The organism is Caecibacter sp. AF58-12pH5A (genome assembly GCF_027681725.1).
In the GTDB taxonomy this organism is placed as follows: Bacteria; Bacillota; Negativicutes; order Veillonellales; family Megasphaeraceae; genus Megasphaera; species Megasphaera hominis.
In genome coordinates this window covers 1-22,497 of sequence record NZ_JAQDBC010000036.1, presented here as the reverse complement: position 1 = coordinate 22,497, position 22,497 = coordinate 1, and the positions used below count along the sequence as shown (strand labels likewise).

At 46.3% G+C, this 22,497-nt stretch carries 28 protein-coding genes; all 28 read left to right on the top strand.

The window, feature by feature from the left end; all coding sequences use genetic code 11:
• Positions 1 to 474, top strand: a 474-nt coding sequence (locus tag PGX44_RS11855; protein WP_498855505.1) for a DUF3168 domain-containing protein, incomplete at its 5' end; no start/stop codon positions are given.
• Entirely contained in the window at positions 474 to 947 is a 474-nt protein-coding gene (locus PGX44_RS11850) for a phage tail tube protein (protein WP_370839017.1), read from the top strand. The genes PGX44_RS11855 and PGX44_RS11850, both read left to right, overlap by 1 nt.
• A complete protein-coding gene (locus tag PGX44_RS11845; RefSeq protein ID WP_498855504.1) occupies positions 934 to 1,128 on the top strand; it encodes a hypothetical protein in 195 nt (64 codons plus the stop codon). The genes PGX44_RS11850 and PGX44_RS11845 overlap by 14 nt, the downstream gene beginning before the upstream one ends.
• 12 nt (positions 1,129 to 1,140) lie before the next feature.
• On the top strand, positions 1,141 to 1,314 hold the full coding sequence (locus PGX44_RS11840) for a hypothetical protein (RefSeq protein ID WP_498855503.1): 174 nt from the start codon (positions 1,141 to 1,143) through the stop codon (positions 1,312 to 1,314).
• A 143-nt stretch (positions 1,315 to 1,457) separates the two neighbouring features.
• On the top strand, positions 1,458 to 1,649 hold the full coding sequence (locus PGX44_RS11835) for a hypothetical protein (protein ID WP_370839019.1): 192 nt from the start codon (positions 1,458 to 1,460) through the stop codon (positions 1,647 to 1,649).
• Positions 1,637 to 4,726: a tape measure protein gene (locus tag PGX44_RS11830; protein WP_370839021.1), complete on the top strand. Its 3,090-nt coding sequence runs from the start codon at positions 1,637 to 1,639 to the stop codon at positions 4,724 to 4,726. Before PGX44_RS11835 ends, PGX44_RS11830 begins: the two co-directional genes overlap by 13 nt.
• A 1-nt stretch (position 4,727) precedes the next feature.
• Positions 4,728 to 5,516, top strand: coding sequence for a phage distal tail protein (locus tag PGX44_RS11825; protein ID WP_370839023.1), 789 nt, complete (start codon positions 4,728 to 4,730; stop codon positions 5,514 to 5,516).
• Positions 5,513 to 6,748 (top strand): hypothetical protein, encoded by a 1,236-nt coding sequence (locus tag PGX44_RS11820; RefSeq protein ID WP_370839025.1) that lies wholly within the window; start codon positions 5,513 to 5,515, stop codon positions 6,746 to 6,748. Before PGX44_RS11825 ends, PGX44_RS11820 begins: the two co-directional genes overlap by 4 nt.
• A 14-nt stretch (positions 6,749 to 6,762) precedes the next feature.
• Positions 6,763 to 7,392, top strand: a complete 630-nt coding sequence (locus PGX44_RS11815) for a hypothetical protein (protein ID WP_302389533.1) — start codon at positions 6,763 to 6,765, stop codon at positions 7,390 to 7,392.
• Positions 7,393 to 7,401: 9 nt separating this feature from the next.
• Positions 7,402 to 7,740 (top strand): hypothetical protein, encoded by a 339-nt coding sequence (locus PGX44_RS11810; protein WP_370839026.1) that lies wholly within the window; start codon positions 7,402 to 7,404, stop codon positions 7,738 to 7,740.
• Positions 7,730 to 9,232: a hypothetical protein gene (locus tag PGX44_RS11805; RefSeq protein WP_370839028.1), complete on the top strand. Its 1,503-nt coding sequence runs from the start codon at positions 7,730 to 7,732 to the stop codon at positions 9,230 to 9,232. The genes PGX44_RS11810 and PGX44_RS11805 overlap by 11 nt, the downstream gene beginning before the upstream one ends.
• Before the next feature lie 2 nt (positions 9,233 to 9,234).
• Positions 9,235 to 10,350, top strand: coding sequence for a radical SAM protein (locus PGX44_RS11800; protein ID WP_370839030.1), 1,116 nt, complete (start codon positions 9,235 to 9,237; stop codon positions 10,348 to 10,350).
• A gap of 354 nt (positions 10,351 to 10,704) precedes the next feature.
• Positions 10,705 to 11,091 carry a hypothetical protein gene (locus PGX44_RS11795; RefSeq protein WP_498855502.1) on the top strand — a complete coding sequence of 129 codons (387 nt, stop codon included), beginning with the start codon at positions 10,705 to 10,707 and terminating at the stop codon, positions 11,089 to 11,091.
• A gap of 16 nt (positions 11,092 to 11,107) precedes the next feature.
• On the top strand, positions 11,108 to 11,473 hold the full coding sequence (locus PGX44_RS11790) for a hypothetical protein (RefSeq protein WP_498855501.1): 366 nt from the start codon (positions 11,108 to 11,110) through the stop codon (positions 11,471 to 11,473).
• Positions 11,466 to 12,287: a hypothetical protein gene (locus tag PGX44_RS11785; RefSeq protein WP_370839036.1), complete on the top strand. Its 822-nt coding sequence runs from the start codon at positions 11,466 to 11,468 to the stop codon at positions 12,285 to 12,287. Before PGX44_RS11790 ends, PGX44_RS11785 begins: the two co-directional genes overlap by 8 nt.
• A gap of 1 nt (position 12,288) precedes the next feature.
• A complete protein-coding gene (locus PGX44_RS11780) occupies positions 12,289 to 13,254 on the top strand; it encodes a radical SAM protein (RefSeq protein WP_370839037.1) in 966 nt (321 codons plus the stop codon).
• Positions 13,254 to 13,919 (top strand): hypothetical protein, encoded by a 666-nt coding sequence (locus PGX44_RS11775; RefSeq protein WP_370839039.1) that lies wholly within the window; start codon positions 13,254 to 13,256, stop codon positions 13,917 to 13,919. Before PGX44_RS11780 ends, PGX44_RS11775 begins: the two co-directional genes overlap by 1 nt.
• On the top strand, positions 13,919 to 14,428 hold the full coding sequence (locus PGX44_RS11770) for a phage holin family protein (protein ID WP_370839041.1): 510 nt from the start codon (positions 13,919 to 13,921) through the stop codon (positions 14,426 to 14,428). Before PGX44_RS11775 ends, PGX44_RS11770 begins: the two co-directional genes overlap by 1 nt.
• Positions 14,428 to 14,979, top strand: a complete 552-nt coding sequence (locus tag PGX44_RS11765; RefSeq protein ID WP_370839043.1) for an N-acetylmuramoyl-L-alanine amidase family protein — start codon at positions 14,428 to 14,430, stop codon at positions 14,977 to 14,979. Before PGX44_RS11770 ends, PGX44_RS11765 begins: the two co-directional genes overlap by 1 nt.
• A 2-nt stretch (positions 14,980 to 14,981) precedes the next feature.
• Positions 14,982 to 15,323 (top strand): hypothetical protein, encoded by a 342-nt coding sequence (locus tag PGX44_RS11760; protein WP_370839045.1) that lies wholly within the window; start codon positions 14,982 to 14,984, stop codon positions 15,321 to 15,323.
• A 181-nt stretch (positions 15,324 to 15,504) separates the two neighbouring features.
• Entirely contained in the window at positions 15,505 to 15,897 is a 393-nt protein-coding gene (locus PGX44_RS11755; RefSeq protein ID WP_370839047.1) for an RNA polymerase subunit sigma-70, read from the top strand.
• Positions 15,890 to 16,051 (top strand): SHOCT domain-containing protein, encoded by a 162-nt coding sequence (locus PGX44_RS11750; protein WP_498855500.1) that lies wholly within the window; start codon positions 15,890 to 15,892, stop codon positions 16,049 to 16,051. The genes PGX44_RS11755 and PGX44_RS11750 overlap by 8 nt, the downstream gene beginning before the upstream one ends.
• Positions 16,052 to 16,099: 48 nt before the next feature.
• Positions 16,100 to 17,869 (top strand): recombinase family protein, encoded by a 1,770-nt coding sequence (locus PGX44_RS11745; protein ID WP_370839050.1) that lies wholly within the window; start codon positions 16,100 to 16,102, stop codon positions 17,867 to 17,869.
• A complete protein-coding gene (locus tag PGX44_RS11740; protein ID WP_370839052.1) occupies positions 17,854 to 19,422 on the top strand; it encodes a recombinase family protein in 1,569 nt (522 codons plus the stop codon). Before PGX44_RS11745 ends, PGX44_RS11740 begins: the two co-directional genes overlap by 16 nt.
• Before the next feature lie 229 nt (positions 19,423 to 19,651).
• Entirely contained in the window at positions 19,652 to 19,957 is a 306-nt protein-coding gene (locus tag PGX44_RS11735; RefSeq protein ID WP_370839054.1) for an ArsR/SmtB family transcription factor, read from the top strand.
• A 90-nt stretch (positions 19,958 to 20,047) separates the two neighbouring features.
• Positions 20,048 to 21,052: a permease gene (locus tag PGX44_RS11730; protein ID WP_370839078.1), complete on the top strand. Its 1,005-nt coding sequence runs from the start codon at positions 20,048 to 20,050 to the stop codon at positions 21,050 to 21,052.
• A 17-nt stretch (positions 21,053 to 21,069) separates the two neighbouring features.
• Positions 21,070 to 21,465 (top strand): thioredoxin family protein, encoded by a 396-nt coding sequence (locus tag PGX44_RS11725; RefSeq protein ID WP_498855499.1) that lies wholly within the window; start codon positions 21,070 to 21,072, stop codon positions 21,463 to 21,465.
• Between the two features lie 4 nt (positions 21,466 to 21,469).
• Positions 21,470 to 22,444: an ACR3 family arsenite efflux transporter gene (arsB, locus tag PGX44_RS11720; RefSeq protein ID WP_498855498.1), complete on the top strand. Its 975-nt coding sequence runs from the start codon at positions 21,470 to 21,472 to the stop codon at positions 22,442 to 22,444.
• The last annotated feature ends 53 nt before the right edge of the window (positions 22,445 to 22,497 follow it).

Genomic DNA, 22,497 nt, shown 5'->3' with positions numbered 1-22,497 from the left:
ACTATATCATGCACTCTTAAAATTTTCAGTACTGGTCTGAATTCACAGGCCCATTATAGTGAAAAAACCATGAGAAGGCTTCCAAACAATATTGTCCATAAGGCGCTCATCGCCTTTTTACGCAAGGAATGTACCTGTCCTGTCTATGACTTCGTGCCGGAAGGGGCAGTACTTCCTTTTGTGACGCTCGGCAATATCAACGCCGAGGATAAATCGACAAAGTCCGACGATATCATTCACATGACGGTGCAGATTCATATTTGGAGTACCTATCGCGGACGATATGAAATCAATAGCCTTGCGGAAAAAATCATCAATGCTCTTTCGAGCAAGCAATTGGATTTATCCGAGGAGGAGTTTTACTCCAATGCGCAGGGTGTGGAGTTTTACGAAAGCTATCCCGAGGAAGATAGCGGATATAACGGTGTAATTTCCTTTGAAATGTTAGTACAAAACATGAGGAGTGATAACTAATGGCCTATACGACGTTTGCAGAACCGACCAATAAAGTGGCGGCTACGGCCGGCAAGGATTATTTGATTTATGTCAACACAGGCGCAACGGAAGCAAATCCCACTTGGACGCTTGTGGGCGGGCAGCGCAGTGGTGACCTTTCCCGCAAGGCAGATGAAATCGATGCATCGGATAAGACAAGCGGTGGTTGGAAATCCACCATTCCGGGACTTCGTAGTTGGTCTCTCGACCTTGAAAGCGTGTATCTAGCAGGAGACGAAGGGGCAGGCTTTTTGGAAGCTGCCTTTCTTGCGGGAAAGCAAGTACACATCAAGTTTGAATACCCGGATAAAAGTTATGTGACGGGATGGGCAACGCTCACGGAGTGCAGCCTTTCCACGCCGCATGACGATGTGGCAACTCTCAAGGGGACGCTCTCCGGTGCAGGGGCATTATCTGACGTGAAGAAAGGAGAAAGCCATGAAGAAGATTGAGTTTCCGCTCTTTGGAGAAAATGAATTTATGTACCTCAACATCGGTCGGCTCATCGACATCGAGCGCATGGCAGGAAAATCGGCAGGGGAGATCATCCGCAGTCAGAACCTCGATTTGGGACTCCTCACCATCATCCTAAGCGTAGCCCTGCGTCACCATAAGATGCGCACGCCTCAGTAGTATGCCGATAAGATGCAAAAACTCATCGACGAAGGCATCGACCTTGAAACGGATATTCAAATGCCCGTCGTCAAGTGCATCGCAGGTTCCGGCATTTTAGGAAAAGCCGTCTACTATAAACTCTTTCCGGAGGAATTGACGGATAAAGCAAAGGGTGAACTGGAGAAGGAAAGAAAAAACGAATAGATTCCCATGCCGTCAGTTTCTACGAATGGCTTGAATGGGCAGAGGGCGTTGCCTATGGCGTCCTCTCCTTAAAGCCCCATGAGTTTCTGCATTTATCACCACTTGAACTCATAAAGCTACTCGAAGGCTACGAAAAACGGCGTATGGATGTTTTGTGGCTCGCCTCCTACTTTACGGCAAATCTCATGGGGACGCAGATAAAGAACATCTCGCCTGAAAAACTCATGGAGCCATTTCTTCCAAAGAAAAGCAAGGAAGAAAAAGAAATGGAGCGAGAGGAATTTTTTAAATCTTTCTATGCCAAGCGAAAGGAGGGAAACGCATGGCAACCGTAGCAGAACTACTCGTCAAAATCGGCGCAGATACGTCGGATTTACGAAAGGAAATCAATGCGACGAAAAGGCAACTGAAATCTGCCTTTGGCTCGGAGGGGATGGAATTATCTTCGACGGTCGCAAAAGGCATCGGTGCCTTGGGTACGGCTCTTGTGGGGCTTGGTGTTTATGCCGTTAAGGCGGGCGGTGACTTGCAGAGCGTGCAGGTTGCCATGACGAACCTTCTTGGAAGTGCGGGAAAGGCAGAGGGGTTTATCAAGGAACTGCAGAACTTTTCCGCACATACACCTTTTGAGTTTAACGATGTCACCAAGGCAAGCCAAAAGTTCCTCGCCTTTGGATTTACGGCAGAGCAAATCATCCCCACCCTTACGGCGGTGGGGGATGCTGCAGCAGGTGTCGGTGCAGGACAAGATGGCGTTAATCGCTTGACCCTTGCCTTGGGGCAGATTGCTGCAAAAGGGAAGCTCGCAAGCGGGGAAATGATGCAGCTCACGGAACTTGGTATCCCTGCATGGCAGATGCTTGCAGAAAAACTGGGGACTGATGTGGCAGGCGCGCAGGACATGGTCACAAAGCGCATGGTCGATAGCAAGACGGCCCTTGAAGCCCTCGTTGGCGGCATGGAAGCAAGCTATGGTGGCATGATGGAGCAGCAGAGCAGCACGATTCTCGGCACTTGGTCAAACCTCATGGATGGTATCGGACAAGTTGCATCACAGGCAGGACTTCAGATTGCCGATGCCCTAAACCTTACGACGCTTTTTAGTTCCATCGGTGACTGGCTGAGCAATTTTGCTACGGACATTGAGGAAAGTGGCATTAGCGGAGCCATCGCATCTTGCGTACCGCCTGAAGCACAACTTGCCATCGTCGCTCTTGGTATAGCCCTCACGGCGATTGCTATTCCTGCCATGTATGCGGCAGGGGCTGCGGCCGTTGCCATGATGGCTCCTTTCCTTGTGGCCATTGGTGCTGCGGTGACGGCGTGTGCGCCCTTTATCACTACGGTGACAGCAATCGGTACGGCACTCTACGCCTTTTACCAGAGCGGTCTCAGCGTGAGAGACGTGCTGAGCATCATGGGCGTTGAAAGCAAGAGCCTTACGTCCGCATGGGAACAAGTAAAATCCGCTTTTTCCTCGCTTGGAAGTCTCATTTCCTCCGTCCTTGAACTCTTAAAGCCCGTCTTTGTTGCCTTCGGTGCGGTAGTGGGGGTTGCCTTTTTAGGCATCATGAAATACATCGGCTTTCTCATCAACAGCTTTACCTTGATGGTTTCGGTCATCGCCTATGCCATCGATATGGTCTGCTCCGTCTTAAATAGCATGGCTGAATACATTTCCTCCATCATTTCTTCCGTCTGCGATGTCTTTAGCAATATGGCAGATAGCGTCTTGTCGGACTGGGCAAGTAAAGGCTTGGGGACAATCTCAAACTTCGTCGATAAAGCCATCAGCTGGCTCAGCGGACTCATTGCCAAAATCACGGAAACGAATGAGGCACTTGGCAGTGTTGGAGGAGAAAGTGGTGGTGATACTTCCGGTGAAAGCGGAAATAAAAACGCCACGCCAAAATGGAAGGCTCCCGATTTCTCCAATTTTGCCGGTAGCGGTGGAGGGAGTGCTCCTGTAGGAGGCGCATCTTCCGGTGGTGGAGGTCGTGGTGGTTCTTCCTCTGGAATGAGTCAGCTTGAATCAAAAGCCCAATCCACCTCGAAAAGCATCGAGGAAGAATGGATGCGAACCTTCAGCACCAAGTCTGCTCTTGTCGACCGTTGGTATAAGGAAGAATCGGATGAGCTGGAAAAGTCCCGTGCTGCAAACGAAAACTACGAGCGAGATAAACAGAGACTGGCTGAGCTCTACGCTTCAAAGCGCATCGAAGCCCTGCAGGAAGAATCTCGTCAGGAGATGGAAATCTACAAAGAGGTCTTGCAGGCAGCAAATGCATCGGCATTAAGCGACGCATCCGTTAATAGCGATGCTGCGTCAGCGGAACTCCTCAAGATTTCACAGGAACATGAAACGACGGTGCAAGGCATCGAGGAGCGGTGGCAAAAACTTTCCGATACCTTCCTATCTCTCAACACCACGCAGAAGGAAGCCTTTATTTCAGCCCTTAAAGAGCAGCAGATCGCTTTTGAGGAAACGGAATCCGGTCAGCTTGATTTCCATAAGCAGATTCTTGAAGATAAACTCAACGCCGACAAAGCCTATGAGGAGGCACGGCTTGAATACTATACGCAGTGCAAGGATATACAAGCAAATATTGATGAAGCCTACCGCACCCTTGATATGGAGCGATTGCAGGAAGTGCTGACGGAAGAAGCAGCCATTCGTCTAAACGACATGGAAGCGCAGAAAACGATGATGGATACATACCAAGAGGCATTTCTTCAAGCCCATATGACAACGGCGCAGCTTGTATCCGACCTTTATAGCACGGCTCTCGGTGGTCTTAGTACGGCTTTTACGAATATCCTAATGGGCGCAAAGAGTGCCAAACAAGCCTTTGCTGAACTTGGAAAGAGCATGATTAAAGTCATCGCTCAGTACTTTGCCAAACAAGCAGCAGGGATGATCGTAAGCCACGTCATGGGGCAGAGCCTTCAGAAGAAGGAAGCCGCATCGTCTGCTGCCATGGCATCAAGCGCCCTTGCCGCATGGGCTCCTGTTGCCGTTGCTTATGAAACGGTGCATCCGGGGGCAGCAGCAAGAGCACTGGGGTCTGTGACGGGAATCTTAACGTCTGCCGCGGCTCTTGGTACGACGCTCCTTGCGGCATCTACAGGTTCCGGTGGCGAAAGTGGTGCAAAGATTCCAGGTTACGCCAAAGGCGGGTACTTTACAAGACCGACCCTTGGCATCATCGGCGAAGGTGTGGATGATGAAGTAGCCCTTCCTTTAAACCGCGCCGTGTTCCGTAATATTGCTGAGGGCATTGCAGAAAATGGAACGGCTCAGCAGAATACGGTGACGCAGAATATTTACGGCGATATCAATAATTCAGGCGACGCAGATAGTCTCTTCCAAGACCTATCGAGCATGGTCGCTGCGGGATTGCGAGGTGTATGAGATGCAGTTTCCTAAAAAAGAAATAAGTGAAGATAAGCTAAAAATCATCAAGGACGGCAGAGAATACACCTTGCCAGTGGCATGGTCTCTCTCCGATGCCGGAAGCTATGACTTTAATAGCAAAATGGAGGACAGAGCCTTTGCCCACGGTGGCGATGTGGTAGGGGATGGTCTCGTGAAAGGCCATACCATCAAGGTGAAGTTTTCCATGCAGGCAGAAACGGAAGCAGAGCATGATGAACTTTTAAACCGTGCTTGCCGTTATTTTTACCAAACGAATTACAAGCTCTACTGTGGAAGGCAGGATAGATGCTTTAACGTGGCGGGTATCAGTAAAATCGCTCACGAGTACCAAAAGGGATTTAAGCAGAGACGGAGCAATATCACCGTAACGCTCCTCCTTGCCGACCCTTTCCGCTATGAGGGGCAGGAATCAAAAGCCGTCTATGATTTTCTAACGGATGTCGTGAAGGCAGAGATGGTGGTGCATAACCTTGGAAGCGTCGATACGCCCTTTACCTTCCGCTTTATTCCAAAGGATAAGATGCCAAACATTACGGTGTGGCATGAGGAAACATTAAAGGAATTTCGCCTTACGGATGCACTCCTCATCGCTCCTTCCATGGCAACGGTAAACGCCAAGGAAGGGACGGTGTGGCGGGATAATGCCAATAGCATCAACGCCTTTAACGGGCAGTTTCTTTCTGCTGTGCCGGGAAAGAACACGCTCTACTACACAGGCGGTGCAGGACGGCTTGAAATCCTCTTTACCAACAGGTGGTTTCTATGAATATCCGATTTGGGAGTGGCTTTTTCGGTCGCTTTATTTACGCTGGAAGCGGTGGGAAAAGTGGCAAACCATCTGACGGAAAGGGTACGGTCAGAAAGTATTATCCGAACCAGTTCACGGTGATCGCCTATGCGGAAAATGGCACGAAAACAGCGTTCTTTGGAAGTGGCATTGAAAACAATACGCTGAGTAAACTCTCCTTTGAAATCTCCTCGACGGGATGCGGAAGTTGTGAACTCGTTTTTAAGGTGCTGCCGAAAAACAGTGAACTTACCTATATGCAACGCATCGATATCTTCCTTTTTGGCGATGAACTGCCGTGGTACTCGGGCTACATCATCACCCGTCCTATCGAAGGAACGACAGAGACGGAGTTTAAGTTCGTCGCTCACGGGTATTACAATCGCCTTGAAACCCTCGTTCTTTTTGAGACGTATCAGAACATGGATCCAGGCGATATTGTTAGAGATATTGCAAGGAAAGCGGAACACACCCATGGCCTTGTCTATAACCCCATCAAGATTGCAAACGCCGGCTATACGGTGACAAAACTCGTCTTTGATGGCGTGACGGCAAAGGAAGCCTTAGCGACCCTTTCGGATTTTGCCGTGGATTTCGTCTATGGCGTGGATGAATACCGAAGCCTCTATTTTCAGCCGAGGGAAAAACGCATCAATGAAGAAGCGCGACTTACGGTGGGAAAACACCTCAGTAAATATATTCCGTCATGGAACACGGAGAAAATCTATAACTGGGCAAGAATCAAGGGCGGCAATATCGATGATGATGGCGAGCAGTGGCTTTGCGTCGTGCAGGACGAAGAAAGCATTTCAAAGTACGGCAAGCGCGATAAGGTGTTAACGCTACCTTCTGCCTATGAGGTGGGTGACGCTAGAAGATGGGGAGAAAATCAGCTTGCCCAATATAAAGAACCTGTTCGCTCCGCCAAGGTCAGTGGCGTAAGGCTCGAATATCCCCTTGTGGATGGAACGTTTAACGTAAGGCACCTTACCACCATGGGCGAAGCACAAATCAGAACCCTTGATGGGAAAACCTATGAGTACCCCATCACAAAAGTAAAATACACCGTTTCAGCAAAAACAGGCATCTCAGCAGATATGACACTGGGAGAGCCTGTTTTTGCACTTGATACCTATTTAGCGAGCATTGAGCGCAATGCGAAAAACATCGAGCAGAGCCAAGCATCGGCTATCAAGCAGTTAAAAACATAGAAGGGAGGAAAAATATGGCTATTGTAGATTATCGGCTCAATCCATTTTTAAACGTCCTTGATATCCATAAAATCGCGGGCGAAACCCATCAGATACCAACGCAAAGCCCCTTCACGATTCGCCTAAAGGAAGTACCGCAAAAGACCGACCCATCAACGGTCATGGTTCGATTTAGCGATGGCACGCAGTTGACGGAAGTGGCGGCAACCCCGGCACAGGGGCAGTACTGGCCGGACTACAACACAACGGCACACGGCATTGAAAACTGGAATACGGGGACGCTTCTCTTTAACGCTTCCGATGCAGGAAAGACCGTTACCGTTTCCTATAACGGGACGGGAACGCTCGTCGATAGCAGGCTAGAAGATATGCTTGAAATTTCGGTCACAAGTTCTGTGCAACGGGAAAGAAATGCAAAATTTACCATGGCTTTTGCAGAAACCTACGACCGAACAGAAACAAGCGGAAGTGGCAATAAGTCGTCAAGCTATGTCCGGTTAAAGCAACATACAGGCGTTCCTGCAGGAACATATACGCTAAGGCAGGTTCTACAAGAACTCATTAACCGTAGCCAGACCTTTGAGTTTACGAGAGGAACGCAGCGGTTTAATTGCAATTGTGACTGTAGTGATGACGGGGGCTGAGGTGATGACATGATTTCAATTGACCAAAATTTTAATATCGAAGCATCTCAGTACGACACCTATACTCTGCGGTTTACCTTTAAGGATTACGTCCTTACGGCAGATGATATGTTCCGTTTTTCCATCAAGGCAACGTCCAACTCGACGGATGTGGTCTTTTCTAAAGATGTGTATCACGCAGGCTACAATTACATAGACCTCAGCATCGAACTGGGGGAACTCGACAGTTTGCCACCGGACACTTATGTGTACGATGTGGTACTCATCAACAGAAAGACCCATCAAATCAAGACGCTCATTTGGACGGCTTATTTCATGATTAAGGGGGTGGCACATCATGTCGATTGACGCTGAAATTGAAGTAACGGCTTTAAATAATGCCACAAGTGGCGAAGTGACCGTTGGCTACTACGGAGCCGAAGTCGCAAGAGAATACGCCGAAAAGGCAAAGGAATCTGCTAGAGCTGCGGAGGAAGCAAGAAACCTCTCCGAGGCTTGGGCAGAAAGCACGGAAGCACCCACAGGTGAAGGAACGCGCTCATCAAAATCTTGGAGCGAGGTATCGAGGGAGTGGGCAGAAGGGGAAAGAGAGCCTGATGGCGTAGAAGGCGCACGTTCCTCAAAAGTATGGTGCAATGTTGCAAGGGCATGGGCGGAAAGCGATGAGAAACCGGATGGAACAGAAGGTGCAAAGTCTGCGAAAGCATGGGCGAACCTTGCCGGAGAAAAAGCTGCTCTCGCAACGGCTATGGCCAATGAAGCCGATGTATCGAGGGATGCTGCAGAAGAGTACGCAAATGCAGCAAGGCTTTTTGAAACATCTGCTGAAAACCATGCGACTATCGCAAAGCAAAGTGCAGAGCGTGCAACGGAAAAACTCGAGGCGATGAAAGCGAACTTAACTGCAAAAGCGGATGTGGAAAGCCCTGCCTTTACGGGAACGCCTACAACTCCTATGGCAAGTGGCGAAAACACAGAGCAAATTGCAAACGTAGCCTATGTAAAGGAAAGCATCGCCACTCAGATAGAAACCATCGTAGGTGGCAGTCCTGATGCCCTTGATACCTTAAAGGAGCTCTCCGATGCTCTTGGGCGAGATCCAAACTTTGCAGCGACCATGACAAAGGAACTCTCCAAGAAACTCGATGCTACGGCAAACGCCGTATCGGCAACAAAAGCCATGCAGGACGGAGAGGGAAAGGTCATCACGGAAACCTATGCGACAAAAGAGGAAATGACAGGTGCCTTTGAATCCCTTCCAAGTGTTGCGAAAACAGGAAGTTATGCCGACCTTATAAATAAACCATCTATCCCCGCAAAGACGAGCGACCTTAGAAACGACAGTCGGTTCGTGGCATCGGATGCAAATGGCAACGTGACGATTACGGGGACTCTTACGGCGTCAAAGTTGTATAACGCTTATTACAACGACTACGCTGAGTTCTTCCCCAGAGGGGGTGATACCATGGCAGGCGACATCATTGCCCTTGATGAAACGGCAACGTATGAGCGGTACGTCAGGGCAACGGATAAGAGTAAATGCGTCGTAGGTGTTGAATCAAATGAATTTGCCATGATTATCGGTGGCGAGCCGGCAGAAAAGGGAGAAAATCCTCTTGAAAAGAACCTTGACCGCTTTATCCCTGTGGCACTGATGGGCCGCGTCCATGTTCGTTTTAGCGGAAAGGCAGAAGCAGGTGCTTTCGTCATTCCGTCAGAAACGCCAGGTGTCGGACGGATGGCACTACCTGGGGAAGATACAAGTCAGAGCGTAGGGAGGATTTTATACGCCGATAATGCGCAGAACCTTCGTCGTATCAAGATTCTCGTTGGGAGGTAGGTATGGGTAATTTTCTAAAACGCCATGTAGAGACGGTATTTATTATGCTCGGAAATTCCTGCAACATGAACTGTGTTTACTGCTTGCAGCATCCCTTGGTGCATCAGTCGTTATCCTCTAAGGTAAATCCGGAGATTTACGACTTCATTGAGGAACTTTCCAAAGAAAACGGAGAGCGGGGCATCCACCTCCAGTTTTATGGCGGCGAGCCACTCCTCTACTTTTCAGTTATCAAGGAAATCGTGAGTGAAACGAAACGACGGCATATTAAATGTAACTATTCCACTATCTCGAACGGTCGAGCGCTGACCGATGAGATGGTGGATTTCTTTAATGCAAATGACTTTCCCGTGACGATTTCTTGGGATGGTTATCACACGAAGGAAACACGGCTCTTTGATGTCTTTTCGCAATCTGTGCTCAAGGAAAGGATTCTTCGCCTTAAATGGCTAGGGTTATCAGGCGTTATTTCATCAAGGGCATATCCCATGGAACTTCTCACGGCCTTTCAGGCTATTTCGGACGAATATGAGAAGATGCATGGCTATAAGGTGCGCATTAACCTTGATGCCATCTTCGACACGGGGATTATGGAAAAATCGCTCCTTGATGTGGACTATGACCGCGTGGCGAGAGAGATGCACGAGATGGCAACGCTCTATTTAAAAGCAAGCCTTAGTGGCGTGCAGGAGGCGAGGGACTACACGAAACTCGTGTATATTGAACGGTTCTTTCAACAGCTTCGAGATTTTTACATCACGAAAAACGGCGCGTGGAATCGCTATACCGCCCCTTGCGGTAATGGCTTTACGGTACTCAATTTGGATGTAGAGGGAAACCTCTATCCTTGCCATAACACAAGCGAAAAGATAGGGACGATTCACACGCCTTTCTTTTCGTATATGGAGGCGGTTTTAAAAGGCGATCCGACGATGCGGCATCGAGAAAAATGCCTAGAGTGTCCTGCCGTTTCCTGTTGCAAGGGTGGGTGCAAGCTCGTGACGGATAAGGCAAGAAAGGAAACGTACTGCAAGCTAAAGAAGGCGCTTGCCGTTCCGGTCATTCAAGCCTTTGAAGAATATGGTAGGCGCATGGGTGGTGAAAGAGATGGGACTTAACGAAAAAATCGCGGAAACGGTTTTTACCGATGAAGCAGAAATTCAAAAAGCGAGCCCTCTTAAGGTGAAAGCCATCCATGTGGAAGAACTACGCGCCGCCATTAAGGCATTACAGGGATATGCTCAAAACGTAGATAACTGCGGAAACTGCATTTATTGCCAAAGCTGCGAAGGATGCCAAACCTGTGAGAGGTGTCAGTCGAAAGCCTGTCAAAGTACGTCGTGCCAAGGGTGTCAGAAATACAGTGTCTATTGCCAAGTCCAGTGCAAGTCGGGGAATAGTGGAAACTGCTGGCAATGCTCATGGACAAAGCCCAATTGCGATTGTAACTGTAGCGATGATGGAGGGTGAGTATGGATTATAAAGATGAAATATCGAGAAATACCGCCATCAAAAAAGAGCATCTGACGGAAATTGCTTCAGCCATTACGGCACTAGCTACTCATGCATCCATTGCCGTGGATGTGTCCAAGATGACCTACGAGAAGGTGAATAGCGTCAACGTCAAACTCCTTCAAAGCGCAATTCATACACTGGAAAAGGGCTTCTCTGAAAATTGCTGTGAAGCCAACTGCTGCCAGACTTGTCAGGTCGGAAATACATGCCAGTCTTGTCAGGCGTGTCAAGGATGTCAGGCTTGCCAAAAGTGTCAGACCTGCCAATCCTGTCAGAAATGCCAACAGTACCAGTGGCGATATAAAAGCAACTGTAACTGCAATTGCGGTGATGATGGTGGTTAAAAAAAGAGGTGAAACGATGATTATCAAGGGAAATGTACAAACGATGAAAGGTCCTGTCTCCATTGCATCCCTTATGGAGGGAGATATGGTCATTACGGCAAAGCGCATCCCCGCTAAGGTCGTGTGCGTGACGAAAAAGAAAGTTAGGAATGGACTTCAGTTTAAGCAAAATCCGTCCCTTGTCGTGAAAGAAGGGACGGCGATTCTTACGGCTTACGGCATGAAGGAAGCGAAAGCGGGTACGGTCATGATGCATAAGACAAGCAGCAATGTGCCTGATGAACTCGTAAAGATTAGTGCAACGGAAGGCTATGAACTTGTCCTTTCTAGTGGCGATACGGTTCTCGTAAACGGCTACGGAGTGGAGGTGCAGCATGATTAAAATCCTTTTTAACGAAGATAGCGATGCAACGGTAGCGGGAAAAATCGTCTTAAACGGCACATTTTTCAGTGCGGAAGTGCATGACCCCACCTTCGGTTACTCAGGGATGGACATCATTGAAGAACTGGGTTCATACCATTCTTATGTCTTTTGCAGAAAGCCTAATAGCAAGGTGAAAAGTTTCCGGACGATTCATCGCTCGGACTATAAGTTTCTTTCCATGAACCGCATCGGAACGGCCATCCGCATGGATTATACCGATATGATTCAGCTCTACACGGAAGCGGATGTTCTTCAAATCGATACGGGCATCATTAGCGGAGGTGAGCGTGACCTCATCATCCGTGTATTTGAAGGGCGGGCGGAGAATTTTGAAATTGAGATGGATGGAGCGTACGAAGTAGGAACGTTTTCAAGCGAGTCCCTTCCTATGCTTCAGCATCCTCGGATGATGCTCTGGGATAGCTACTCTCTATCCTGTGGGGATGTTACGTTCCAAGCAGACCGAAAGGGCATGGTTCTTTTGGGCGATCCATCCGTTCCAATTATCCTTCCAAAGAGAAAGGACTATTTTGAGTTCACGATTGAGAAATACAAAGGCTCCTTTGAAACACCGCTGGCAAGGGACATCGATAATGAAGAAGTATTTGTAGACTCCTCTTGTGGTCTTGTGAATTCGAGACGAGTGAGGCTTGTAAACGGTAAAGGAACATTTAGGCTTTATCCTTTTGGCCATACGGGAGAATGCAAGATTAAACTCGGTAGGAAGTGGTACGAGGTGTGGAACGAGTACAACCTCCGCATAGGTGAGTGAGATGGAAAAAATCACGATTTATCTAGGGAGTAGGTGCAATTTAAACTGTGCCTATTGTCACCGCGAGATAGAGGAAAACGAACCCAAGGTATCGGACGGGCTGATTGAGTACATTAAGGGTAGGCCCAACATTACCGTGAAATTCATGGGTGGCGAGCCGACGCTTTACATGGATGAAATCAAGCGAATCGTCGATGCTGCGCCCCATGCGTCCTTTTCCATCTCGACAAACGGCATTCTTTTTCCAAAGTATCGGGACTACTTTTTAAAGCATCGTTTCTTTGTCGTTATCAGCTACGATGGTGCAGATGGCTTAAGAGGATATGACCCGTTTCAAAACGTCATGGATTATCCATGGCTTGGCGTTTCCTGCACGCTTTATCACGGCAATACCGACTTCGGAAAAATCCTAAAGAACTTTGCTGAAAAGGAACGGATCATTGGGAGACCAATAAGCTTCTTTCCCCATATCATGCACGAAACGTCGGAGAAGAATCAGGCGTATGCGCTTACGAAGGAGGATATGGACTCCATTTACCATCAGTGGAAAGAGCGGGTAGAAAAACTCGTCACGGATTTTGAGAAATACGGAGTAGTCAATCAAAGGTATATGGGACTTTTTCGAGGACTGTTTGCGAGAGTGCAGGCAGTTTTTTCTTTTGGCGAAACGTACTGCATTCACCGAAATCTCAAGAAGGTCACGGCAGATGGAAGGAATCTCAATTGCCTTTATATTCGAGACGACGAGATTCCTAGTGATGCTACAAAGGAACGGATGCAAGTGCTCCTACGGGAAAGATTCCCTTACTGCGAGCATTGCAATCTCTATGAGATGTGTGGGGCGGCTTGTATCAAGTCTAGTAACCATGAACTTGAGTGCTATTTCTATAAACGGCTCTACGGATGGTTTCGCGGGTTTTATGACGAGCATTGCACAAGTTGTGATGCTTTAGGGAGGTGGTTTTGATGCATCTATTTGTTTTCCCTGATGCCATGCCAAGGCGCGGTGAGGAAAGAATCAAGCTAAACATCGAGGAAACGGTTTTTCACTTCTTCCACGACGAAGAGGAAGTCATCATCGATACGGCTCTTTTGCGTGACGGTTCGTCCACGATGGTTCTTAATAACACCATCACGGGAAAGACGTATGCACTGTATAACTTCCGTGAGATTCTTGAAGTCCTTGATATGACGCCAAGGGAAATGCTAAGCACTTTATCGCAACGTGGCTTCATGCAGATTGATAAATGTGGTGGTGAACTTTACGTCAAAGTCTTTCTGCCGGAAGGAGAACTGGAACTTCTCTCCGATACGACGAACTTTTCCGAGTTCCGTCATGAAACCGTGGATAGAATCCATCCCCTTGACTGGCAGTATAGCTGGACGCTTCGTGACCTTACGGCAAAACTTGCGGATGGAAAGGTCATGCTTTCCTTTTTTCTCCTGCGTTCGGATTTTTGGACAAGACCCCTTTATATTAGCCACTCAGGGCAGACGCAGGAACTTACGGAAGGAAAGAACGAGGTCACGTTTACATACATTCCAACGGAAGCGGCCTATGTGGGAAATCCAAATTGTCGCTACAAGGGAAGAACCATTGATTTAGGGGGACTAGTAGGAGGGATGATTTAATGGATTACAAAGCGATTTATATGGGCATGACGGGAACGGTCAATACGCTTTTGGGAGGAGGACCATTCAAGCTCCTTGGAACGGGGCTGATGGTTCTCCTCTTTCATCAGCACGCCGTTTTGTTTTATGCCTTCACGTTCTTGGTGTTCTTAGACTGTTTTACGAGATGGATGAGCATCAGCCACGCCCGTCTCGTCCAAAGAGGAGAAAAGGCGAATGTCCTTGCCATGATTAAGGGTATCAAGAAAGCACGCAGTGAAGGGCTGATTTCTTCCGATGTAATGAAGCATCGATTTATCGGAAAGATTGCCGTCTATATCATCTGTACCGTGGCAGCCGCTACGGCTGACTTAGCCATGCTCCAAATGGCAAAACCAGTGTGGGTGGTATCCATGGTTATCAGCTACTTGGTGCTGACGGAGCTACTGAGCATTATTGAAAACCTAAATGATGCCGGCATTGAAGCCGTGCAGGGACTTGTTGAATTACTTAAAAGGAGTGGGAAGTAATGAAAGTATTTTTAAATCCGGGACATCATCCAGGCGTTGACCCTGGTGCGGTCAATAACGAATATGGCGTACAGGAGGCAAGCATCGTCCGCGATATTGGCGTTCTTGTGGCAAGGTATCTCACCTATGCCGGCGTAGAAGTGGAAACGCTCCAATCGGATAACCTCGTAGGGGAAAGCCCCATGTATCCCGAAGTCTGTGCTAGTGCCAACGAAAGCGGAGCCGATCTCTTTGTCAGCATCCACTGCAACAGTGCAGGAAGCGCAATGGCTAATGGGACGGAAACCTTGGTGTTCGGGCTTGGTGGGAAAGCAGAGCGTGCCGCAAGAGCCATACAGAATCAGCTTGTTACAAGCATTGACACGACAGACCGTGGCATTAAAGAGCGTCCTGACCTCATCGTCTTGAGGCATACGGAAATGCCTGCAGTCCTTGTGGAGATTGCCTTTATCTCCAATGACAGTGATGTGGAGCTCCTCATCCATGAACAGGACACTATTGCTAGAGCCATCGCCCGTGGCGTGACCGATTATTTCTGTGGGGAGGAGTGACGATGTATGAGGTTTGTAAAACTTGGCTCAAGGCTCACGCTCCTATTCTCCTTGTTGTTGCTCTCGTTCTCCTTCTTGCCCTCTACTTCTTTAGCGGCAGAGAAAACGTACCAAGTGACAGCAACCGAACTCAAGACGCTCGAATCGAACTTGAGTCGATTGCAGACGATAATCGAGGAGTCGAGGAAAGAATCGGAGCTGCAAAAGAATCAGATGACCGTATTGAAGAGTCAGCTGAGCGAAGCGGACACCTTATTGATGAAGCAGAAAGACTCACTCGCGACTGCCAACAAATTATTACAAGAATCTATCGCCGAGGAGAAGAAAGCACAGAGACGCCTTAAACGGGAACGCACAATATGGATGAGTATTGTCGGTGCGTTTATCCTCCATCACATAGCAAGATAAGAAAAGCCCTGCCTTGCGATTTTTTTTCGCTTGGCAGGGCTTTTTGTGGTTCTTAAAACAGTTCTATCTGTCCTTATACCTGTAGAAGGCAAATTTTATCTTCTAGGAGGGATGAACATGACGGATGAACAAAGAAAGCAGATTATTGCCTTGCGCCGTGAAGGGGTAGGGTATGGTAGGATTGCAACGGAACTAAACCTTTCCATCAATACCATAAAGTCTTTTTGTAGGCGTAATAGTCTCGTGGCACAAACTGCTGAAGGCGTTTGCGAGACGTGTGGAAAGCCCATCCATCAAAATCCAAAACGGAAGCGGAAACGGTTCTGCTCGGATGCGTGTCGAAACAAGTGGTGGAACGCACACCTAAATCTCGTAAAAAGAAAAGCAGTCTACACATTTACTTGTCCTACTTGCGGAAAAGAATTTACGACCTACGGCAATCGCCATCGGAAGTTCTGCTCCCATGCCTGCTACATCGCTCATCGGTTTGGGGATGTGGACATTGGATAAGACCACATTTGAAAATGAATCCGCCTTTCAGATGACGCTTTACTTAGCAAGGACGATGCTAGAGGATAAGCTCATCACCGAGAAAGAGTACCGAGATTTCAAGAAGGAAATCATCAAACGCTATGAGCCGTTTTTCGGCGATTTATATACTTGATATTTGTATCAAACAGAGTGATATATGGTGTCGAAAGGAGTTGATGCTATGCGGAGGATTCGCAAAATTGAACAAAAATTACCTAGCATAAGAGAACGCAAAAAAGTCGCAGCCTATGCCCGCGTTTCCATGGAATCGGAGCGGATGCACCATTCCCTTTCGGCGCAGGTAAGTTTCTACAGTAATTTCATTCAAAAGAACCCAGAATGGGAATATGCAGGAGTTTATGCGGACTATGGTATCTCGGGGACGGGGATGAAAAAGAGAAAGGAATTTCAGCGGATGCTGCAGGACGCAAAGGATGGAAAAATCGACCTCATCCTCACCAAGTCCATTCAGCGTTTCGCTCGGAACACCGTAGACCTTTTAAGCACCGTCCGCCAGTTAAAAGACATAGGCGTTGAAGTGTGGTTCGAAAAGGAAAACATTCGAAGCATGAGCGGTGATGGGGAGCTCATGATGAGTATCCTCGCCTCCTTTGCACAGGAGGAAAGCAGGTCCATTTCTGAAAACGTCAGATGGCGCATCAAGAAAGGATTCGAGAAGGGAAAGCCCAACGGTCACTTCCGCGTCTATGGATATCGATGGGAAGGGGATAACCTTGTCATTGTTCCGGAAGAAGCGGCGATTGTAAAACGCATCTTTCAAAACTTCCTAGATGGGAAATCTCGCCTAGAAACGGAGCGGGAATTTGCGGCAGAGGGCATTAAGACAAGAGGCGGATACCCTTGGATGGATACGAATATTAGGGTTATCCTAACCAATGTTGTCTATACGGGAAACCTGCTTTTACAGAAAGAATATATTTCAGACCCTATTTTAAAACACAGAAGGAAAAATAGGGGCGAGTTACCCCAATATTATGTCGAAAATACACATGAAGCTATTATCGATAAAGAAACCTTCGATTATGTGCAGAGCGAAATGGCAAGACGAAAGGCCCTAGGCCCCTTCGCGAATAAAGCATTAAATACGACCTGCTTTACGGGGAAAATCAAATGCGGTATCTGCGGGAAAAGTTTTATGCATACGGTTCGAAAGAATGTGCATAGAAAAGAAGATTATTGGATCTGTGGCTCTCATAAACATAAGGGGTGTACCTGTGCTTCAAAAGGAGTTCTCCAAAACAAGGTGCTGATAAAGGAATGCACAGAAGTCTTGGGGCTTACGGAATTTGATGAAGAAACCTTTCTAAACAAGGTAGATAAAATCGTTGTTCCTGAGCATCATGTGATGGTATTTCACCTAAAAAATGGAGAGGAAATCACGAGAAGATGGGTTTCCACGGCACGGAAGGATTGGTGGACGCCTGAACGGAGGAAAGAATGGGGCGAGCGACACAAGAAGAAAAGCACGAATCCCAACCGGCATCATTTCAATGAATTCACAGGTGTCATCAAGTGCGGAAATTGTGGCGAAAACTACAGAAGCCAGAGTCACACTTATGCAGATGGAGAAAAGGAGCGACACTGGCGGTGTGGGAACGCCTGTGGCAATTCTGCCATCAAGGATAGCACTATGAAAAGACTTGTGACGGATGTGCTCGGTATAGAGGCTTTCAACGAAGAGCAGATGGACGAGCTGCTAGATAAAGAGGTCATCTTAAATAACAGGATTACCTTTTTCTTTAAAGACGGTCATACAGTAGAACGGGAATACAAAGAGCAAAGACGAGGATTCTACCACGAGAAAGCGTACCGCTCATATATGAGTGACATCATGATAGTTGCCAAAAGCAATGATCCTTATAAGCATGAAAAAATAAAAGCATTAAAAGAAGAATGGCGGAAGGAGGATAACCGATGGCAAAAACAGTAAGAGCGATACCTGCGACCATCAGTAAATATACAGCGGCTCCAATTAATAGCCGGACGAAGCGGAAGGTTGCAGGGTATGCACGGGTTTCAACCGACCATGACGATCAGGTGACTAGCTACACAGCACAGGTGGATTACTACACGAATTATATCAAAGGTCGAGACGACTGGGAGTTCGCCGGCATCTATACGGATGAAGGCATCTCGGCAACGAATACCCGTCACAGAGATGGGTTCAAGCGGATGATTAAGGATGCCATGGATGGTAAAATCGACCTCATCGTCACGAAGTCCGTCAGTCGCTTTGCGAGAAATACCGTGGACAGTCTGACGACCGTGCGCAAGCTCAAGGACAAGGGTATCGAGATTTACTTCGAGAAGGAAAATATCTGGACGCTTGATGCCAAGGGAGAACTTCTCATCACCATCATGAGTTCCTTGGCACAGGAAGAAAGTCGTAGTATCTCAGAGAACGTCACTTGGGGGCATCGGAAAAGGTTTGCTGATGGAAAAGTGAGTGTTCCCTTCGCCCATTTCCTCGGATACGACAGAGGACCCGATGGGAATCTCGTCGTCAATAAAGAGCAGGCAGAAACGGTCAAACTGATTTATCGATTATTCCTAGATGGCTACACTTGCCACTCCATCGCAAAGGAACTGACGGCGAGAGGATTAGAAACGCCAGGTAAAAAGAAGATATGGCATCCAGGTACGATAAAAAGTATCCTTTCAAACGAAAAGTATAAGGGAGATGCTCTTTTACAGAAGGCGTTTACGGTCAATTTCCTCACCAAAGAAACGAAAGTGAATGAAGGGGAAGTACCACAGTATTATGTCGAAAATAACCATGAGGCAATCATCAGTCCTCGCGTCTTTGACTGGGTGCAAGAAGAACTCAAGCGTAGACGTGGTGGCAAATGTCGCTACAGTGGCATATCGATTTTTTCAAGCCGGATAAAATGCGGTGAGTGCGGCAGTTGGTACGGAGCCAAGGTTTGGCATTCTAACGACAAATATCGAAGAGTCATCTACCAATGCAATCATAAATTTAAAGACCAGTGTAAGACTCCTCACTTGACGGAAGATGACATCAAGGACATCTTTGTAAAGGCAATGAATCAACTCATCGAAAACAAAGCGGAAATTCTAGAAAACATCCAGTTAATGAAAGAACGATTCACGAATACAACTGAACTTGAAAAAGAACGGGACAGGCTCAGCACCGATTTAAATATTCTCGCCGACAGGGTTGAGCAGCTCATCGCCGAAAATGCTCGTGTGGCGCAGAACCAAACGAATTACGACGAGAACTATAGTGAAATCGTGAGTCGATATGAAACGGTGAAGATGGAGTACGATAAAACCTGTGAAACCATCCAGTACCGAAAGGCACGGAGCCGGCAGATGGAGGGATTCATGGAGGACATCCAAAAGCAAGATATCATCAAGGAATTTGATATCCGGCTTTGGGGGAGTTTGGTGGATTTTGTCACGGTATACAGCAAGGACGATATTCGAGTGACCTTCAAGGACGGGACGGAAATCAAGGTATAAGAAAGGCCCTGCCTTGCGATTTTTTTGCTTGGCAGGGCTTTTTGTGGTTCTTAAGGCTGGGCTTCCTCTATCCTTTAAGTTCATTTCAAAGGAATATGTGGAGAAGATAAATTGCCACACAAGAATTAGAATACAACATAGTCAGCAGAAAAAATTCATTTGTCATATTGATATTCTCCAATATGATATGTATAATAAGGTGGAGACAAAAAGGAAAGGAGAATCGAGAATGACTGAAAACGAACAAAACGCAAAGATATTCAAAGCCTTTTGTGACGCAAACAGATTAAAAATCTTAGGTTTGTTACAAAACGGAGAAAAGTGTGCCTGTCAGTTATTGGAACAACTTGATATCGGACAACCAGCCTTATCTCATCATATGAAAATATTGTGCGATGCGGAAATAGTGGTTGGACGCAAAGAGGGCAAATGGACGTACTATTCTTTCAACCCAGTAGGAGTTGCCCATGCAAAGGAACTTCTTAATCAAATCACAACTGTAGCAAGCGAAACGAAATGTAGCTGTATAGACTAATAAGCCACCTAATTTTTGGTGGCTTATACAATAAACATTATATCGACAAATTGCAATGTGTCGATGAAACGGAGGATTTTATTGAAACCTATGGAATCATTTTGGGATTTTTTTCAAAATCAAATTTTAGGCATGAAGTGGCTTAATGAAGAAGTTGGCAATGCTTTATCTGCTATTGGACTCGATATTGAGAGTAACGTAGGAGCAAGTATTCAGTTTTTTATTTATGATACGGTTAAAATTACAGTGTTACTGTGTGTTTTGATCTATCTCGTTTCGTATATCCAAAGTTATTTTCCTCCTGAAAGAAGTAAGCAGATTTTAGGGCGTTTCCATGGTGTAGGTGCCAATATCGTGGCAGCTTTACTAGGAACAGTTACCCCATTTTGTTCTTGTTCATCTATCCCTTTATTTATCGGGTTCACAAGTGCAGGGTTGCCTTTGGGTGTAACATTTTCTTTTCTTATCTCCTCCCCAATGGTTGACCTAGCTTCGCTTGTCCTATTAATGAGCATATTTGGCTCCAAAATTGCCGTTGTCTATGTTCTTGTTGGTTTGGTAATTGCCGTTGTCGGTGGCACAATTATTGAAAAAATGCATATGGAAAACTACGTTGAGCAATACATTAAGACAGCAGGTAGTGTAGATATCGAGGCTCCTGATTTAACAATTTATGACAGAATAAAATATGCGTGGGAACAGGTTGTAGACACTTTCAAGAAGGTATTTCCTTATATCTTGATAGGTGTTGGCATTGGAGCATTCATCCATAATTGGATACCACAATCATGGATTGAGACTGTACTTGGTAGCAATAATCCGCTTTCTGTAATTTTAGCTACTCTTGTTGGTATACCTATGTATGCAGATATTTTCGGTACAATTCCTGTTGCGGAAGCTTTATTTGCCAAAGGTGCACAACTTGGTGCAATTTTATCTTTTATGATGGCAGTTACGACTTTGTCTTTGCCCTCATTGATTATGCTTCGAAAAGCAGTAAAGCCGAAATTGCTTGCCTTGTTCATCGGTATTTGCACAGGTGGCATCATCGTTGTTGGCTATTTATTTAATATGTTTCATCATTTTCTTATATAGGCGGAAAGCAACGATTGTTGCTGGCAAATAAAACATTCATCGAAAAGGAGAATATTATTATGTGGCTATTTGGAAGAAAAAATAAAAAAGAAGAAACCTCTGCTTGTTGCTGTGGTGGTAACTGCAATGCAGAAAGTATGACTAAAGCTGAACAAGCAGAAAAAGAGAGGGCAAGCATTAAAATATTGGGGAGTGGTTGCGAAAAATGTAATCAGCTTGAAGCCGCTACAAAAGTAGCGTTAGAACAACTTAATATGGATACCTCTATCGATCATATCACTGATTTTACACAGATTGCGGCTTATGGCGTAATGACTACCCCAGCTCTTGTCATTGACGGAAAGGTTGTGTCATATGGAAAAGTACTCAAGGCTGATGAAGTAATTAAAATTCTGCAAAAAGTTAGAGGATGATAATATGGCTAAAGAATCTGTCGGAATTAGCTTTTTTGAGCGGTATCTGACATTATGGGTTGCTCTCTGCATGGTAATGGGCGTATTGATAGGAAAATACCTACCTGGTATTCCTGCCTTTTTGAGCCATTTTGAATATGCAAATGTTTCAATTCCTATTGCGGTTTTAATTTGGCTAATGATATACCCTATGATGTTAAAAGTTGATTTTCAGAGCATAAAAGACGTTGGAAAAAATCCGAAAGGCTTATTTGTTACTTGGGTTACAAATTGGTTGATAAAGCCTTTTACAATGTTTGGCATTGCGTGGTTCTTCTTTTATGTCATTTTTAAGGGTTTGATTTCGCCAGAACTTGCGCGAGATTATCTTGCAGGTGCCGTGCTACTTGGGGCAGCCCCATGTACGGCTATGGTTTTTGTATGGAGTTACCTCTCAAAGGGGAATGCAGCGTATACCGTTGTGCAAGTAGCAACTAATGACTTAATCATTCTTGTTGCCTTTACGCCAATCGTTGCCTTTTTACTTGGTATTGGAGGAGTTTCCATTCCCTGGACCACATTGATATTATCCGTGGTGTTGTTCGTCGTTATTCCTCTCGTAGGTGGTATTTTAACGAGAAATATCATCACAAAACGAAAAGGGAGAGCGTATTTTCAGAACCAATTTATACCAAAGTTTGGAAATATTACCACCCTTGGTTTGCTGCTTACCTTGATATTGATATTCTCCTTTCAAGGAAATGTCATACTCGAAAATCCTTTGCATATCATTTTGATTGCAGTACCTCTTGTTTTGCAGACCTTTTTAATCTTTTTCATTGCGTATTTTGCAGGCAAAATCATGAAATTACCACATAACATCGCTGCCCCTGCAGGAATGATTGGAGCATCAAATTTTTTCGAGCTTGCTGTAGCTGTAGCAATTTCTCTGTTTGGGACACAAAGCCCTGTCGCTTTAGCAACCATTGTTGGTGTATAATGGGCCTGTGAATTCAGACCAGTACTGAAAATTTTAAGAGTGCATGATATAGT